Source organism: Ruegeria sp. BF7, from assembly GCF_056538605.1.
In genome coordinates, this window is sequence record NZ_JBQFTM010000003.1 from 411175 (window position 1) to 427568 (window position 16394).

The 16394-nt window shown below is 59.5% G+C and carries 17 protein-coding genes and 1 tRNA gene; 15 read left to right on the forward strand and 3 right to left on the reverse strand.

All coding sequences use genetic code 11. From position 1 onward, the window contains the following. Positions 1-7: 7 nt before the first annotated feature. From ACR0IK_RS10580 to ACR0IK_RS10645, 14 genes are all read left to right on the forward strand, one after another. Positions 8-1219 carry an ABC transporter substrate-binding protein gene (locus tag ACR0IK_RS10580; RefSeq protein WP_480641449.1) on the forward strand — a complete coding sequence of 404 codons (1212 nt, stop codon included), beginning with the start codon at positions 8-10 and terminating at the stop codon, positions 1217-1219. 73 nt (positions 1220-1292) lie between these two features. Continuing rightward, positions 1293-2315 carry a carbohydrate ABC transporter permease gene (locus ACR0IK_RS10585; protein WP_480641450.1) on the forward strand — a complete coding sequence of 341 codons (1023 nt, stop codon included), beginning with the start codon at positions 1293-1295 and terminating at the stop codon, positions 2313-2315. A gap of 1 nt (position 2316) precedes the next feature. Next, the gene (locus ACR0IK_RS10590; protein ID WP_480641451.1) at positions 2317-3471 is read left to right on the forward strand and encodes a carbohydrate ABC transporter permease; all 1155 of its coding nucleotides are present in this window, start codon (positions 2317-2319) and stop codon (positions 3469-3471) included. A gap of 126 nt (positions 3472-3597) precedes the next feature. Beyond that, the gene (locus tag ACR0IK_RS10595; RefSeq protein WP_480592083.1) at positions 3598-4125 is read left to right on the forward strand and encodes an ester cyclase; all 528 of its coding nucleotides are present in this window, start codon (positions 3598-3600) and stop codon (positions 4123-4125) included. A 14-nt stretch (positions 4126-4139) separates the two neighbouring features. After that, positions 4140-5471, forward strand: a complete 1332-nt coding sequence (gene hisD / locus ACR0IK_RS10600; RefSeq protein WP_480592085.1) for a histidinol dehydrogenase — start codon at positions 4140-4142, stop codon at positions 5469-5471. Continuing rightward, positions 5468-6520 carry an ester cyclase gene (locus ACR0IK_RS10605; RefSeq protein WP_480641452.1) on the forward strand — a complete coding sequence of 351 codons (1053 nt, stop codon included), beginning with the start codon at positions 5468-5470 and terminating at the stop codon, positions 6518-6520. Before hisD ends, ACR0IK_RS10605 begins: the two co-directional genes overlap by 4 nt. Beyond that, entirely contained in the window at positions 6520-7284 is a 765-nt protein-coding gene (locus ACR0IK_RS10610; RefSeq protein WP_480641453.1) for an SDR family NAD(P)-dependent oxidoreductase, read from the forward strand. Before ACR0IK_RS10605 ends, ACR0IK_RS10610 begins: the two co-directional genes overlap by 1 nt. Further along, on the forward strand, positions 7284-8327 hold the full coding sequence (locus ACR0IK_RS10615) for a LacI family DNA-binding transcriptional regulator (protein WP_480641454.1): 1044 nt from the start codon (positions 7284-7286) through the stop codon (positions 8325-8327). Before ACR0IK_RS10610 ends, ACR0IK_RS10615 begins: the two co-directional genes overlap by 1 nt. Next, complete coding sequence (locus tag ACR0IK_RS10620; RefSeq protein WP_480641455.1) at positions 8324-9313, forward strand: nuclear transport factor 2 family protein; 990 nt, start codon at positions 8324-8326, stop codon at positions 9311-9313. Before ACR0IK_RS10615 ends, ACR0IK_RS10620 begins: the two co-directional genes overlap by 4 nt. A 154-nt stretch (positions 9314-9467) precedes the next feature. After that, the gene (locus ACR0IK_RS10625; protein WP_480641456.1) at positions 9468-10427 is read left to right on the forward strand and encodes a cupin domain-containing protein; all 960 of its coding nucleotides are present in this window, start codon (positions 9468-9470) and stop codon (positions 10425-10427) included. After that, entirely contained in the window at positions 10424-11026 is a 603-nt protein-coding gene (locus tag ACR0IK_RS10630) for a class I SAM-dependent methyltransferase (protein ID WP_480641457.1), read from the forward strand. The genes ACR0IK_RS10625 and ACR0IK_RS10630 overlap by 4 nt, the downstream gene beginning before the upstream one ends. Before the next feature lie 10 nt (positions 11027-11036). Continuing rightward, positions 11037-12161, forward strand: a complete 1125-nt coding sequence (locus ACR0IK_RS10635) for a cobalamin-independent methionine synthase II family protein (protein WP_480641458.1) — start codon at positions 11037-11039, stop codon at positions 12159-12161. Continuing rightward, entirely contained in the window at positions 12158-12853 is a 696-nt protein-coding gene (locus tag ACR0IK_RS10640) for an alpha/beta fold hydrolase (RefSeq protein ID WP_480641459.1), read from the forward strand. The genes ACR0IK_RS10635 and ACR0IK_RS10640 overlap by 4 nt, the downstream gene beginning before the upstream one ends. After that, positions 12850-13545 (forward strand): RraA family protein, encoded by a 696-nt coding sequence (locus tag ACR0IK_RS10645; protein ID WP_480641460.1) that lies wholly within the window; start codon positions 12850-12852, stop codon positions 13543-13545. Before ACR0IK_RS10640 ends, ACR0IK_RS10645 begins: the two co-directional genes overlap by 4 nt. Positions 13546-13597: 52 nt before the next feature. On the opposite strand, the gene ACR0IK_RS10650 is transcribed toward ACR0IK_RS10645, so the two are convergent. Both ACR0IK_RS10650 and ACR0IK_RS10655 read right to left on the reverse strand, forming a co-directional pair. Further along, the gene (locus ACR0IK_RS10650) at positions 13598-13786 is read right to left on the reverse strand and encodes a hypothetical protein (protein WP_480641461.1); all 189 of its coding nucleotides are present in this window, start codon (positions 13784-13786) and stop codon (positions 13598-13600) included. Between the two features lie 446 nt (positions 13787-14232). After that, a tRNA-Leu gene (locus ACR0IK_RS10655) sits at positions 14233-14319 on the reverse strand. A gap of 200 nt (positions 14320-14519) precedes the next feature. Here ACR0IK_RS10655 and ACR0IK_RS10660 point away from each other — a divergent pair. After that, positions 14520-15503, forward strand: a complete 984-nt coding sequence (locus tag ACR0IK_RS10660; protein WP_480641462.1) for a complex I NDUFA9 subunit family protein — start codon at positions 14520-14522, stop codon at positions 15501-15503. On the opposite strand, the gene ACR0IK_RS10665 is transcribed toward ACR0IK_RS10660, so the two are convergent. Continuing rightward, positions 15504-16307: an undecaprenyl-diphosphate phosphatase gene (locus ACR0IK_RS10665; RefSeq protein WP_480641463.1), complete on the reverse strand. Its 804-nt coding sequence runs from the start codon at positions 16305-16307 to the stop codon at positions 15504-15506. Positions 16308-16394: the final 87 nt, after the last annotated feature.

The following is a 16394-nucleotide window of genomic DNA, read 5'->3' on the forward strand; positions in this document are numbered from 1 at the left end:
GAAACGCATGAAACTCAAATCACTCTTCATGGCAGGCGCCATGTCCCTCGCAGCAACTGGCGCATGGGCCGAATGCGCATATGAAAACGAAGTACCGCTGAAATCGCTTTCGGCTGGTTTTGAGGCCTGGAAAGCTGTCACCGACGCGATGGCCGAATGCGGCAACTTCAGTGCTTCGCTGGACCAGGAATTCCGCGAGAAGCAGCCTGAAGCCTTTGCAGCGAGCCCTTCGCTGTATCAGATCGGTGGCGTTGCAAACGAGACAATGATCCCGCTGCTGAACGCCGGCTCGCTGCGTCCGCTGGATGATCTGGTCGAAAAGTACGGCCAGGATCTGCTGCCGAACCAGCTGATCAAGGTGGACGGCAAAGTCATGGCGATTGCCATGATGGTGAATGCGCAGCACCTGATGTACCGCAACGACGTTCTGGCTGACCTGGGTATCGAAGAGCCCAAGACCTATGACGACGTTCTGGCCGCCGCCGCCAAGATCAAAGAAGCGGGCGTCATGGAGTACCCGATCGGCGGCACCTTCAAGACCGGTTGGAACTTGGCCCAGGAATTCGTCAACATGTACATGGGCGAAGGCGGTGAGTTTTTTGGCGAAGGCAACATGCCCTCGATCAACAACGAGCAGGGCGTCAAAGCGCTTGAGACCATGAAAGCGATGACCGAGTTCATGGATCCGGAATTTCTGGTTTCTGACTCGACCTACGTTCAGCAACAGTTCCAGCAGGGCAAGATCGCCATGGCCAACCTGTGGGCCAGCCGCGCCGCTGCGATGAACGACGAAGCCGAAAGCCAGGTGGTCGGCAAAGTGACCATGGCGTCGGCCCCGATGGGTGCGGCTGCGCCATCGACTACCATCTGGTGGGATGGTGTCGTTCTGGCTGCGAACATGAGCGAGGAAGAAGCGGATGCCGCATTCCGTCTGGTCATGGAAGGCATCGACGGTGACATGGTCAGCGCTAACAACGACGTCGCCGTCTGGCTGAGTCCCGCCTACACGCCGGGTGATCTGGCAGCCGGTGCCGCAGCGTCGGCAGAAAACGGTGCCAAGGCGTACCCTGCGTCGGCCCCGATGGGCGTTCTGCACAGCGCGCTGGGCAACGGGCTGGCCGACTATCTGACTGGTGCAAAAGACGCATCGACCACTCTGGCCGATATCGAAGCCGCTTATCTGACTGCTGCGAAAGAAGCAGGTCTGGTCAACAACTGATCCTCCCCGGGGGGAGGGCTCCGGCCCTCCCATCCCCTCCTGATCCCTCGAGAACCATGAGAAAGGCAGAGCCATGAATTTCCGGACATTTGCCGCCTTTGTTGGCCCCTCTGTCTTTATGATGCTTCTCTTCATCGCGTTTCCGCTGGTCAGCGTGTTCAAGCAGAGCTTTTACATCACCCAGCCGATCTATGAGACGGTCGAGGTCGAAACCTGCACCCCCGGTTTCCTGACCCAGACCTGTGTTACCGAGTTGAAGTCGCAGCCGAAGCTGGATGAACATGGCGAGGTCATCACCCAGACCCAGTACGTGGGGCTGCAAAGCTATCGCAACGTGCTGGAACCGGACCGGGCCTGGCGAGCGATCAGCGAAGGCAGCCTGAGCGTTCTGTCCACAATCAACTTCTGGAAGGCGCTGCGGTTCACCCTGACATTCACGTTGATCACTCTGCCTCTGGTGATTGTCTGCGGGTTGGGCATTGCGGTTCTGATCAACAACGCGGCGCGGTCTATCCGCGGGCCGGTGATCTTTATCTCGCTGCTGCCTTTCATCATCACGCCGGTCATTGGGGTGTTGTCGATCAACTGGCTGTTCCGGGGTGACGGTATCCTGACCGCGCTGATCGAATGGTGGCTGAACCGCGATATTGCCCTGTTTGCGCAAGCTTGGACCATTGAAATCCTGATGATGCTCTACCGCGTCTGGCACGTTGCACCCTTTGCTGCCATCGTGTTCTATGCCGGTCTGCAAACGGTTAATCAGGACAGCCTTGAAAGCGCCGTGATAGACGGGGCGACCCGCTGGCAGCGGATGAAGTACATCGTCATCCCACACCTGATGCCGCTGATCATATTCGTGGCCATGATTCACCTGATGGACGCCTACCGCGTGTTCGAAGAGATCGTCGGTTTCTCTAGCCAGGGCTATGTCATCTCGCTGCAGTGGCTGACCTATGACTTCCTGGTGCCGGACCAGGCCGGTAACCGGTCGATTAGCCGGGCTTCGGCCAGTGCCATGCTGACCATGATCGGTATCGTCATCCTGCTTATCCTTCCGCTGCGCCGGACATGGCGCGATCACAAAGGGGGTCACTGATATGTCCTCACGCGCGCTTCGCCAGCCGCTCGGCCTGCGACTGACCTCGAACGTCTTCCTGGTCTTTTGGTGTCTGGTCGCTGCTTTCCCGATCTTCTGGATCGCGGTGATGAGTTTCAAATCCCCTGTGGATGCCTTTGACAGCAATGCGCTGAACGTGATCTTCGGGCCCGCGACTCTGGCCAAGGGAAACGGCCTGTCGCTGCTGGATATCATTCTGGGCATCGCGGTGATCTGGGGCACCATATTGGTGGCGACCAAGATCCTGCCTTCGATGGTGAAATCCTATTCCAAGCCGGGTCAGGAATGGATCGGCTGGATTATCGGGGTGCTGGTCGTGGCTGTGGGTTTTCTGGTGGTGTTTTTCGTGATCCTGCCCGCAATCCTTGGCGTACTGAACCCGATCCTTGGCCCGTTGGGCCGGGACGTTCTGGGTCTGACGACCGAACACTATAAGACCGTCTGGATTGATCGCGGCTTTTCCAACAACTTCCGGAACTCGCTGATCGTGACCACCGGTGTAGTGACCGTGTCGCTGACGGTTGGGACGCTGGCGGGGTATGGCCTGGCGCGCTCGGGGTCTACCTTTGCGTTCTGGATTCTGATCGTGGCACTGGTGTTCCGCGCCCTGCCGCACTCGGTTCTGGTGGCGGGCTACCTTCCGGTCTTCATCAACTCAGCGGAATGGCTCAGCCCGATCCTGGGCGAAAATGCCCCGACGCTTTACGGCAAGCCCTTCGCGGTGATTGCGGTTCTGGTTGCGATCAACCAACCCTTCACCATCTGGATGCTGCGGTCGTTTTTCCAGAATATCCCGGCCGAACTGGATGAGGCCGCCCGCGTCGATGGGTGCAGCCACTTCCAGGCCTTCCGCCGTGTCATCATGCCGGTGATGTGGCCGGGTGTGATTACCACGGGTCTGTTCAGCTTTTTGCTGGCCTATAACGACTTTCTGGTGACCTCGTTGCTGTTGGACGCGCAGAACCAGACCATGGTTCCGGCCATCGTCGGCATGTTCAACCGCGAAACCACCACAACCGATCAGGTAGTCGCCGTGGCTGCCGCCGTGTCGATCACCGCGCCGCTGATCTTCCTTGTTCTGATCTTCCAGCGCCAGATCGTCAGCGGACTGACCGCAGGGGCGGTGAAAGGCTGATGAGCAGTCGGTCGCGCACCGGCGCTGTATCGCGCCACCCGGCGCTGAACAGAATGCCGAGGGACTTTTTGTGACGGCGGGGTTTTCGCCCCCCTCACACACTCTTGCGATCTGAAAGGATAGAAAATGAAAGGTTCTCGTCCCGAACAAGCGGTTTTGACCCGCGACACGGACATGAGCAAAACCGCAGACACCCGCCGTGTCATCGAAACCATGGTTGACGGTCTGAACGACCACCGGATCGACGATATCGGCGAGTTTTTCTCGGAAGGTTTCCGTTGGCTGGGCAACCAGGGCTGTGGCACCAAAACCGGCCTGAAGGAGTTTCAGGACAACTGGCAACGCCCGTTTCAGGCGGCGTTCTCGGACAAGACCTGCATCGACGAAGCGCGCCTTTACATGGGTGAGTGGGCTGCGGCCTTTGGTCGGCAAGAGGCCACCCACTCCGGCGAGTTTCTGGGCATCGCGCCCACCGGCAAACGGGTCGAGATCCGCTACATGGATTTCTGGAAAGTGGTCGATGGCAGGATCGTCGACAACTGGGTGAACGTCGATTTTGCCCATGTCGCCGCGCAGCTGGGTGTCGATATCTTCAACGGTGAAGGCTGGGAAGCCTATGACCGTGGTGAGAAAACAGCTCCTCGTCCTGCATAAAAAAGGTTTAGACAATGGCAATTGAGTATCTCAAACGCGGTAAGTCTGACGCCGACCGGGCCGAGGATGACGCCAAAACCCGCGCCGTGGTGGAAGCCACGCTGAAAGACATCGAAACCCGTGGCGACGCCGCCGTGCGCGAGCTGAGTGAGAAGTTCGACAATTACTCGCCCGCGTCCTTCCGGCTGTCGCATCAAGAGATTGACGATCTGATCGGCCAGCTGACCGAGCGTGAACTGGCAGACATCAAATTCGCGCAGGAGCAGGTGCGCAACTTTGCGCAGGCACAGCGCGACTCGATGCTGGATATCGAGGTTGAAACCCTGCCGGGCGTGATCCTGGGTCACAAGAACATCCCCGTTCAGTCCGTTGGCTGCTATGTGCCCGGCGGCAAGTTCCCGATGGTTGCTTCGGCGCATATGTCCGTGGCGACAGCCTCGGTCGCGGGTGTTCCGCGCATCATCGCCTGCACGCCCCCTTTCAACGGCAAGCCGAACGCAGCCGTGATCGCGGCCATGCATCTGGGCGGTGCGCACGAGATTTATGTGATGGGCGGCATTCAGGCCATCGGTGCCATGGCGCTGGGAACCGAGACCATCGATCCCGTTCACATGCTGGTTGGTCCCGGCAACGCCTTTGTTGCCGAAGCCAAGCGCCAGCTGTTCGGCCGCGTGGGCATCGACCTTTTCGCAGGTCCGACCGAGACCATGGTCATCGCCGATGAAACCGCAGCCGACGCCGAGCTGTGCGCCACCGACCTGCTGGGTCAGGCCGAGCATGGCTATAACAGCCCCTGCGTTCTGCTGACCAATTCGCGCAAACTGGCCGAAGAAACCCTGTCGGAAGTAGACCGTCTTCTGGGCATTCTGCCGACCGCTGGCACTGCGAAAGTGTCCTGGGATGAGTATGGCGAAGTGATCGTCTGCGACACCTATGACGAGATGCTGCAGGTCGCCGATGATATCGCGTCCGAGCACGTCCAGGTCATGACCGACCGTGACGACTGGTTCCTTGAGAACATGACCTGCTATGGCGCGCTGTTCCTTGGTCCGCGGACCAATGTTTCGAACGGCGACAAGGTTATCGGCACCAACCACACGCTGCCGACCAAGAAAGCGGGTCGTTACACTGGTGGCCTTTGGGTCGGTAAATACCTGAAGACGCATAGCTATCAGAAGATTGTAACCGATGAGGCGGCAACGCTGATCGGTGAATATGGCTCGCGCCTGTGTCTGCTCGAAGGGTTTGTTGGCCATGCCGAGCAGTGCAACATCCGAGTGCGCCGCTATGGCGGGATCAACGTACCTTACGGTGAGCCCGCGCCTTATCGGGACGCCGCTGAATGAGTGACACACAAACACATCACAAATCGCTGATCTCGCCGCTTCGGACGGCAATGTACGACTTCAGCGAGGACGGTGTGCGCAGGGCGCTGGCAGAAGTCAGCGCCCCTGACGCTGTTTTCAGGCTGGGCCATCCCTTTGGCGACAGCACCGGCAGCGACGCGTACTACGATACCGCCTACAAATACCTGCTATCGGCCTGGCCCGATCTGGAGCGTCGCGACTATATCGTCATGGCAGGCCCGGATGAACATGGGGCTGATTGGGTCGGATGCGGTGGTTACTACACCGGCACTTTCACCGGGCCTTGGCTGGATATCCCGCCGACCGGCCATCAGGTGACAATGCGGTTCCACGAGTTCTACCGTTTCGAAGACGGCAAAGTGGTCGAGATTCAGGCCCTGTGGGACATTCCCGAGGTGATGATGCAGGCGGGTGCCTGGCCAATGGCCCCCAGCCTTGGTCGCGAATGGCATGTGCCCGGACCGGCCACGCAGGACGGTTTTGTGCCCGGCCCTTATGATGCGGCCAAGGGACAGGCGGCCTGTCAGCATATCATCGACATGCTTGAACACCTGAAGAAGCACCCCTCACAGGGCGGGCCGGAGGTGATGGAGCCAGAGCGGTTCTGGCATCCTCGGATGAATTGGTACGGCCCGGCGGGCATCGGTACTGGGCGAGGGTTTTCCGGGTTCCGGAACTGGCACCAGATTCCATTTCTGAACGGGATGCCGGATCGTGGGCAATATGTGGATGACATTACCTATCACTTCTTTGGTGATGGTGACTATGCCGCCGTGACCGGCTGGCCCAACATGATCCAGACCGTGACCCACGATGGCTGGATGGGGATCGCACCCTCGGGCAAGCGCATTACCATGCGCAGCCTCGATTTCTGGCGGGTGGAAAACGGCAAAATCCGCGAAAACTGGGTTCTGGTCGATCTTCTGGACGCGTATCGCCAGCTTGGCGTTGACGTTTTCGCCCGACTGCGGGAATTCAACAAGGCCCGCAACATGGGGCGTATCAATATCCCGGATGGAATGAGCTGATGAGTGATCTGCCCCGCACCCCTTCGTTTTCTCTGGCGGGCAAGACCGCCCTTGTTACCGGCGCGTCATCTGGCATCGGGCAGGGCTGTGCCGTGGCGCTGGCCGAAGCGGGTGCGCATGTGGTTTGCGCTGCGCGTGGGGCGGATCGTTTGAACGAAACCGTCGCCGCGTTTCAGGCGCAGGGCTGGTCGGCAGAGGCAGCCGTGGTGGATCAGGGTGATCTTGAGGCGCTGCGTGGCCTGTTCGACGGTCGTGTCTTTGATGTGGCGGTGAACTCTGCCGGAACGGCGCGTCACGGCCCGGCGGTTGAAACTTCACCTGAGGATTTCGACGCGGTCACCAGCGTCAACCTGCGCTCGGCCTACTTTCTGTCGTCTTATGCAGCCAAGGCGTTGATGACGGCGGGCAAGCCCGGGTCGATCATCCATATTTCAAGCCAGATGGGTCATGTGGGTGGCGTTGACCGTGCGCTCTATTGCGCCACCAAACATGGGCTGGAGGGCATGGTCAAAGCCATGGCCATTGAATGGGGCAAGCAGCGCATCCGCATCAATACGGTGTGCCCGACCTTCATCCGCACGCCGTTGACCCAATCCACATTCGACAATCCCGAGCGGGCCGCCTGGATCATGGACAAGATCAAGCTGGACCGGATCGGCGAGGTCGAGGACATCATGGGCGCGGTGACCTACCTGGCCTCGGACGCCTCGGCGTTGGTCACGGGAACATCGATGCTGATTGACGGAGGTTGGACGGCGGACTGATGGCTGAGAAAGTTACTTCTCTTCAGGTTGCGCAGCTGGCGGGTGTCAGCCAATCGGCGGTCAGCCGAGTGTTCACGCCCGGTGCCTCTGTAAGCAAGAAGACTGAAGAAAAGGTGCGCAAGGCCGCCGCCGAACTTGGTTATCGCCCCAACGTACTGGCGCGGGCGATGGTTTCGGGAAAAAGCCGGATCATCGGTTTGGTGGTCGGGTATCTGGATAACTACTTTTACCCCGAAGCGCTTGAGAAACTGTCCAATGCGCTGCAGGAAAAGGGCTATCATGTTCTGATCTTCATGGCTTCGAGGACGGCCGGGAACATCGAAGACGTGATGGCGGAGATTCTCGACTATCAGGTGGATGGGGTCATTTTGGCCTCGGTTGCCATGTCGTCGGAAATTGCAATGCGTTGCCAGCAGGCCGGTGTGCCGGTCGTGCTGTTCAACCGTAGTCAGGATATCGAGGGCATCACCTCGGTCACATCCGACAACTATGTGGGCGGGCGCAAGGTGGCCGAGTTCCTTCTGGCGGGCGGGCACGAGCGTATCGGCTATATCGCTGGCTGGCAGGGTGCCTCGACCCAGCGCGACCGCGAGGCCGGGTTCCGTGCTGTACTGTCGGAAGCCGGACAGAGCCTGTTTGCCCATGAGGTCGGTGACTTTGACACTGAAAAGACGCGGGCGGCGGCACGGCGCATGTTTGATGTCCCGCCCGAGACCCGCCCGGACGCGGTTTTTGTCGCCAATGATCACATGGCGCTGGCAGTGATGGACGTGATCCGGTTTGAACTGGGTTTGCGCGTGCCCGAGGACGTTTCGGTCGTGGGGTATGACGACGTGCCGCCGGCCGGGTGGCCTGCATACAACCTGACAACGATCCGGCAGCGCGCCAATCTTATGGTGGCCGAAACCGTCATCGCATTGCTTGAACATATCGACGCCCCGGTAACGGCGAAACCGCGCAAAGTGGCCATTGATGGGCCTCTGGTCGTGCGGACATCGGCCAGGTTGCCCAAAGGGTGGAACCCACAAAGGACAGAGACATGAAAGGCTTCGATCCGAAGTTTCGGGATTTTCCCGACTATATCATCGGTATTACCAAAGAGATTTGGGAAGACCGCGGCATCTCGACCTTGCACGAGTACTACGCCGAGGACATTGTTGTCCGCTCACCGGGATCTGTCGTGATGGGCAACCAGAATGTCATCGGCGCTACAATGGCCACGCTTGCCGAGTTCCCGGATCGCCAACTGTTGGGAGAGGACGTGATCTGGTCGGGAACACCGGAGGACGGCATGCTCAGCTCTCACCGGATCATCTCAACCGCGACGCATTTGGCCGAGGGGGTGTATGGCAAGCCCACCGGAACCAAACTGCGGTACCGAATCCTGGCCGATTGCCATGCGATCGACAACATGATCAATGACGAATGGCTGATCCGGGACCAGGGCGCCATCGTCCGCCAGATGGGCTGGGATCCCAAGGAATACGCTGCCGATCTGATTGCGCGGGAAGGTGGCGCAGAAAACTGCGTCAGGCCGCTGACCCCGGCCAACGATGTCGAAGGCCCCTACAAGGGCCGCGGAAACAACAACGAGTGGGGTCAGCGTCATGCCGATCTGCTGACCCGGATGATGAGCGCGGACATGGGTGCGGTCGAACGTGACTATGACCGGGCCGTGCAGTCCGAATACCCGGGTGGCGTCACCGGACACGGATGGGACTCGGTGGATCGGTTCTGGATGTCGTTGCGTGCGGCGATGCCCAATGCGACCTTCACCGTTCATCACCAGATCGGGCGCGATGATCCGAACATGCCGCCACGCTCGGCGATCCGCTGGAGCCTTCACGGTAAGCACGATGGCTGGGGCGCATTTGGTAAGCCAACCGGCGCTGAAATTTATGTGCTGGGCATCAGCCACGCTGAATGGGGAGAACTGACCGGCGGTGATGTCAGGCTGCGCCGTGAGTGGACCCTGTTCGATGAAACATCGGTCTGGAAGCAGATTATTCTGGCGACCGGGGACGTGTGATGCCCTTGGTGCCTGCCCCTCTTGATACCAGCGAAGGGACCCGGCGGTATCACTGCCACCGGGCCTCTTTGCGGGCAAAGCGGCTTAACAACCGCCCTCCCGGGGCAACGGGCTGACCCCCCTGTTGCAACACCAAACCCGTTAGGAGACCAAAATGAGCACCATCCAAGAACGCATCGTCCGCTATGGCGAACTGCAACCCTGCAAAACTGCCTTTATCGACGCCCACACCCCGGGCAGCGATCAGAAAGAGAACTTTACCATCGTCGGCGGTGGCGTATCGGAATCCCCGGATCAGCACGTTCACATCACCGACAAGATCGGTTTCAATATCGGCGCGGCGGGACAGCCTCCGAAATGCCGTAACTCGCTGCATAGCCACACCACGGCCGAGGTCTTCTTTGTCGCCAAAGGCCGTTGGCGTTTCTTCTGGGGCCGCTATGGCACGGCCGGAGAGTTCATCGCCGAGGAAGGCGATATTTTCAACATCCCGACTGGCATCTTCCGCGGGTTCGAGAATGTGGGCGACGACTACGGCATGATCATGTCGATGCTGGGCGGCGACAATGCCGGTGGCGGCGTGACATGGGCACCGCAGGTGATCGAAGACGCGCAGGCGCATGGTCTGATGCTGGGTGACAATGGCGTGCTGTATGACAGCAAAAAGGGTCAGGAACTGCCGCACAACGTGCGTCCGATGCCTCTGCTGACCGAGGAAGAGCTGAAAGCCTATCCAGAGGTGCCCGTCGATGCCGTGATCGGCAAGTACGTGGCGCGGTATTGGGACCTGATGGCGCTGGCGGCAGACAAACCTGCAACGGTGATCGGTGAGACCGGTCTCATCAAGGATAAACCGGGCTTCGAGGTTGATTTCCTGACCCGTGGCTCGGCCGTCAACGATCCGGTCAAAGCCGAAAGGCCTGTGGTTCTGATGCCGGCAAGTGGCCATTGGCGCATCACCGTGGATGGCTATTCCACCACCTTGTCCAACGGTGACACTGCGGTTGTCATGCCCGGCGAAACCTACACAATCGCGCCGTCCATGACCGGGCAGGCGGGCCTGTACCGTATCACGGCCACCGACGATCCCGCCGGTGCGACCTGGGTCGGATGACCGTCGATCCGGACGATACCCATGCCGTTTACGAACGGCAGGCCAGGGCCTATGACGAGCAACGCTCGAAGGCCCTGTTCGAAGCGCGCTGGCTGGCGCGCTTCACCGCCAGTTTGAAAGCGGGCGATCACGTTCTGGATCTGGGCTGCGGTACAGGAGAACCCATCGCCCGCTGGTTCAAGGCCGAAGGGTTCACCGTCACCGGCGTCGATTTTTCCGAAGCCATGCTTGAGATCGCCCGCGACCGCTGGCCCGATGGCAATTGGTTGCAGGCAGACATGCGGGATTTCGAACTGGATCAGAGGTTTGATGGCATTATCTCCTGGAACAGCTTTTTCCACCTAACGGCTGAAGAACAGAAAGATTGCATCGCCCGAATGGGGCGTCATCTGCGTTCGGGCGGGATGCTGATGCTGACGGTCGGTCCCAGCGCTGGTGAGGAACAGGGAACTGTCGGCGGAGAGCCGGTGTATCACGCATCCCTTTCGCCCGCAGCCTATGCCACCTGCCTTGAGGAAAACGACATGATCCTGACTGGGTTTCTGGCCAAGGACCCGGACACCCAAAGCCATACCGTGCTGATGGCGCGCAAAAATTAACGGAGGTTCCATGACCATAAAGACAACGCATGTCGGCTCCCTGCCGCGCTCGCAAGAGGTGGTGGATTTCATTTTTGCCCGCGAACGGGAAGAGTCTTTCGATCAGGCCGCTTTCGATGCGAGCATGGCGAATGCCGTGTCCGAAACTGTGCGCAAACAGGTTGCGGCCGGGGTGAATATCGTCAGTGATGGCGAGACCTCAAAGATTTCCTACGCAACCTATGTCAAAGATCGCTACACCGGGTTTTCGGGCGACAGCCCGCGCAATGCCCCGGCCGATCTGAAGATGTTCCCCGGTTTCCTGCAACGGCTGGCCGATGACGGTGGCACCCCCCAATACGCCCGCCCGCAATGCACCGGAGAGGTGCGCTCCAAAGGGCAGGGCGAGCTGGAGAAGGACATCGCCAACCTTAAGGCCGCGATGGCGCAGCACGAGGCTGAGCGGGGGTTCATGAATGCCGCATCTCCTGGGGTCATCTCGTTGTTTCTGCAAAACGATTTCTACCCCACGCGCGAGGCGTATCTGGCCGCGCTGGCGGATGCGATGAAGGACGAGTACGAAACCATCGTGGCCGCCGGATTGGACTTGCAACTGGATTGCCCCGACCTTGCGCTCTCGCGCCACATGCTGTTCACCGATCTGTCCGACGTGGAATTCGTCAAGATCGCCGACATGCATGTCGAGGCCCTGAACCACGCGCTGCAAAACGTTCCCCAGGACCGCGTTCGGGTGCATATCTGCTGGGGCAATTACGAAGGGCCTCATTGCTGTGATATCGCCATGGACAAGGTGTTTACGACGCTGATGAACACAAAGTCCCGCTATGTGCTGTTCGAAACCTCGAACCCGCGCCACGCGCATGAATGGACCGTGTTCCGCGACCGCAAGTCCGAGATTCCGGACGACAAGGTTCTGGTCCCCGGCGTTGTCGACACCACGACGAATTTCGTGGAACACCCCGAGCTGGTCGCGCAGCGCATCACGCGTTTCACCGATATCGTCGGCGCGGACCGGGTGATCGCGGGCAGTGACTGCGGTTTCGGCACATTTGCGGGCTTTGGTGCGGTCGATCCCGATATCGCTTATGCCAAGCTGTCCGCGCTGTCCGAAGGCGCGAAGCTGGCCGACATATGACACCGCTGGTTCTTTTGCCCGGTATGATGTGCGATGCGCGGTTGTATCAGCCGCAGATCGCAGCTTTGTCCGGGTCCAGACCCTTGCTGACCTTCCCGTTGGCGGCGCGGGACAGCATACAGGCGATGGCCGCCGATATCCTGGGCAACGCGCCGCCGATCTTTGCACTGGCGGGGCTGTCGATGGGCGGCATCGTCGCGATGGAGGTTGTCCGGCAGGCGCCCGATCGGGTCGAAAAGCTGGCCCTGCTGGACACCAACCCGCTGGCCGAAAAACCCGAGGTCAAGGAACGGCGCGGACCGCAGATGGAGGCTGTGCGCGGGGGCAAGCTGCGGCAGGTGATGCGGGATGAAATGAAGCCCAATTATCTGGCCGATGGGCCCAATCAGGGTGCCATTTTGGACCTGTGCATGGCGATGGCCGAGGATCTTGGCGCGGATGTATTCCTGCGTCAGTCCCGCGCTTTGATGGATCGCCCCGACCAATCTGAAACCTTGAAAGCTTACACCGGCAATTCGGTTGTTCTGTGCGGCCGTGAAGACGGCTTGTGTCCGGTCGAGAGGCACCAGCTCATGCATGAGCTGCTACCCAACAGTACCTTGGAAATCATCGAGCAGGCCGGGCACCTGCCCACTCTGGAACAACCCAACGACACGACAGCGGCCCTGATCCGCTGGCTGGAGGCCAAATGACACCGTCCCTTCTGACCCTGTTGCGCAAGGTCGACACGCCCACCGTCTGCAATGCCATCGAGGTGGCGCAGGGCAAGCGTGGGTTCAATGCGTTCACCCGCGGTACAATGCTGTGTTCGGCCCCGTCCGAGCCCGCGATCGTGGGATATGCCCGCACCGCAAAGATCGCCGCAGTACGGCCGCCCTCCGAGGCGCCGGAAGTCATCAAGGAACGCCGCATGGCCTATTACAAGTACATGGCCGAAGGCCCTGCGCCCTCGGTTGCGGTGATCGAGGATGTCGATTTCCCCAACTGCATCGGTGCCTATTGGGGTGAGATCAACACCACCGTGCACAAAGGTTTTGGCATGTCGGGCGCCCTGACCAATGGTGTCATGCGTGACCTCGGCGATCTGCCCGAAGGTTTCCCAGTGGTTGCCGGATCGATCGGGCCCAGCCATGGCTTTGTCCATGTGCGCGAGGTCGATACACCGGTGTCTGTCTTTGGTCTGACGGTCAACCCCGGTGATCTGATCCACGCCGACAGGCATGGTGCGCTTGTGGTGCCAGCGGGTGTTGTCGATCAGCTTGAGGCCGCGATCCAGAAACTGCTGTCCACGGAACGCGTCGTCCTTGATGCTGCCACCCAGCCGGGATTTGATTTTCAGGCTTTTCAATCGGCCTGGGAAAAGTTCGAAAAGTCGCGGATTTGAAACGGTTCCCGGTTACGCAATAATACCGGGGAGCAGGAAGGTCAGGCGCATGTTACTTGCGCCCGGCCCGAAGATCGTCGCGTTTTTCTTCCAAAACGGTTTGGAACAGCGCGGTCAGTTCGGATTTTTTGATCGGTGGAACCCTGCGGCCCGTTGCCGTTGTGGGTTGCACGTCCTCAGAAACAGCGCCCTGCACCGATTTAGTCGTTTTGAAGCGATTGAGAAATGATCTGATCTGCATTGTCACTTTCCTCCAAAATTCCGGTCTTATAAACTTGCCGCTGCGGACCTGATCCGAACCCGCTGGTTTCGGGCTCAAGGATCGATGATCCGTGAGTGGCGATCCGCAGCGACAGGGGGCATTTACGCACCGTGTTTTTTCGGACAAGGGGGAAGAATTTACCCATTTGCGTCATTTTTTAACCGTTCAATCAAAAAATGATTTCAAACCTTACCTTTACGTAAAGACGTTGAAGGAGAGGTTTACGCGCCGCGACGCTACGTCACTTTTTAAGCTGCTATCCCAACCGCCTGCGCGGAGCGTCGGCCCAGTAGGATTTGCCCGGGTTCTGAGGCCGGAACCATGGCCTGACTCGGTGAAATTTCGATCTGTGAAAACAGGGGCGACTCCCGCAGACACGGTTAGCATCCGCATGTGCGAATTGGTCTTTTACGTTGTCGGGGATATGGTGCCCAGGAGAGGACTCGAACCTCCACGTCCATACGGACACTAGCACCTGAAGCTAGCGCGTCTACCAATTCCGCCACCTGGGCAGGTGTCGTGGAGGGGCGTTTAAGCCTACTGGCCGGGAGCGTCAACACGATTCGGAAAGATTTTTTGAAAGTTTTTTGACCCTTGCCTAAAACCGTCCGGAATCCGTTGGTTTTTTCCCGGACGCGCGGCGTTATTGCGCCTTGTTTGCCGGGGCTTTGGGCGGTAGATCGGATCAAGACCCATCAGCAGGAGCCCTCGCATGTCCAAACTGGTCACGATTTATGGTGGATCGGGATTTGTCGGTCGTTACATTGCACGTCGCATGGCGAATGAAGGTTGGCGCGTGCGGGTCGCGGTGCGCCGCCCGAACGAAGCGATGTTCGTCAAACCCTACGGTGTGGTCGGCCAGGTCGAACCCATTCTGTGCAACATCCGCGATGACGCCTCGGTGGCCGCGGTTATGCATGGCGCGGATGCGGTGGTGAACTGCGTCGGCGTGCTGAACGAGCTGGGCAAGAATGAATTTGACGCCGTTCAGGCCGAAGGGGCAGAGCGGATCGCGCGGATCGCCGCCGAACAGGGCGTTGCACGGATGGTGCATATCTCGGCGATCGGGGCGGACGCGGATTCCAATAGCGAGTATTCCCGCACCAAGGCGCAGGGTGAGGCTGGTGTACTGGCGCATATGCCGAACGCGGTGATCCTGCGTCCGTCGATCATTTTCGGGACAGAGGATCAGTTCTTTAACCGCTTTGCCGGAATGACCCGGATGGGGCCGTTCCTGCCTCTGGTCGGGGCCGAAACCAAGTTCCAGCCAGTTTATGTGGATGACGTAGCCAAAGCTGCCGTTCAGGGCGTATTGGGTCAGGCTGAGGCTGGTACCTACGAGCTGGGCGGGCCCGAGGTGAAATCCTTCCGCGCGCTAATGCAGCAGATGCTGGGGGTGATCCACCGCCGCCGCGTCATCATCGGGGTGCCGTTCTTTGCCGCCAGGATCATGGCTGGCGTGCTGGATATAGCGAAATTTGTCAGCTTTCAGCTGTTCCCGAACCACATCCTGACCCGCGACCAGCTGAAGAACCTGCGTCGTGACAACGTGGTGTCCGAGGCCGCCAAGGGCTTCGACGATCTGGGAATCGAACCGGCCACGCTGGAATCGATACTGCCGGATTACCTGTGGAAGTTCCGCCCGGCCGGTCAGTATGACGACATCCAGAACTCGGCCAGCAATCTGCGGACCTGATCAACTGTAGGCGATCACCAGCAGGATCGCACCCAGGATCACGCGATAGACGACATAGGGCGTGAAGCTGACGCTACGCAGCAGGCGCATCATCAGGGTCAGCGCCAGCAGGGCCGAGACAAAGGCGAAAAAGGCGGCAATTGCGCCGTCCTTCGCCAGTTGCGCGTCCGCCTCTTGGATCACATCCACCGATAGCAGCACGCCCGAGGCCAGAATCGTCGGGATTGACATCAGCATCGCAATCCGTGCGCCGTCTTCGCGGCTGTAACCCAGCTGTCGCGCTCCGGTGATGGTGATGCCTGACCGCGAAGTGCCGGGGATCAGCGCCAGAACCTGCCACAATCCCATGATAAAGGCGTCCCGCAGACCCCAGTCAACGGCCTGCTTGGTCTGAGGGCCTTTCTGGTCCATCCAATACAGCACCAGCCCGAAACCCAGCATAGTCCAGCCAATCACGGCCATCGAACGCAGGGACTGGCTGAGCCCGGTTTTGAACAGGATGGCGCCAACGATGACGGTGGGAATCGTTGCGATGATCAGCCCCAGTGCCAGTCGGGCCTGCGGGGTATCGACACGCCCGGTCAGGGCGCGCGGCAGACCAGCCATGGCTTGCTTCACGTCGGACCAGAAATACAGAACCACGGCGCCCAAAGTACCCACATGTACGGCAACATCGATCGCCAGCCCCTGATCGTCCAAACCGGTCAAGCTGGGCAACAGGATCAGATGGCCCGAGGAGGAGATCGGCAAAAATTCGGTGATACCCTGAATAACTGCCGCGAGAATCAACTGAAAAAAACTCATTTAACCTGCCGTGCTGCCGTCACGTGTTCTTTGCGCGCAATGGGTATAAGTGTGGTGCCGAAAAGGAAAGCGTGTAAATAGGTCCGA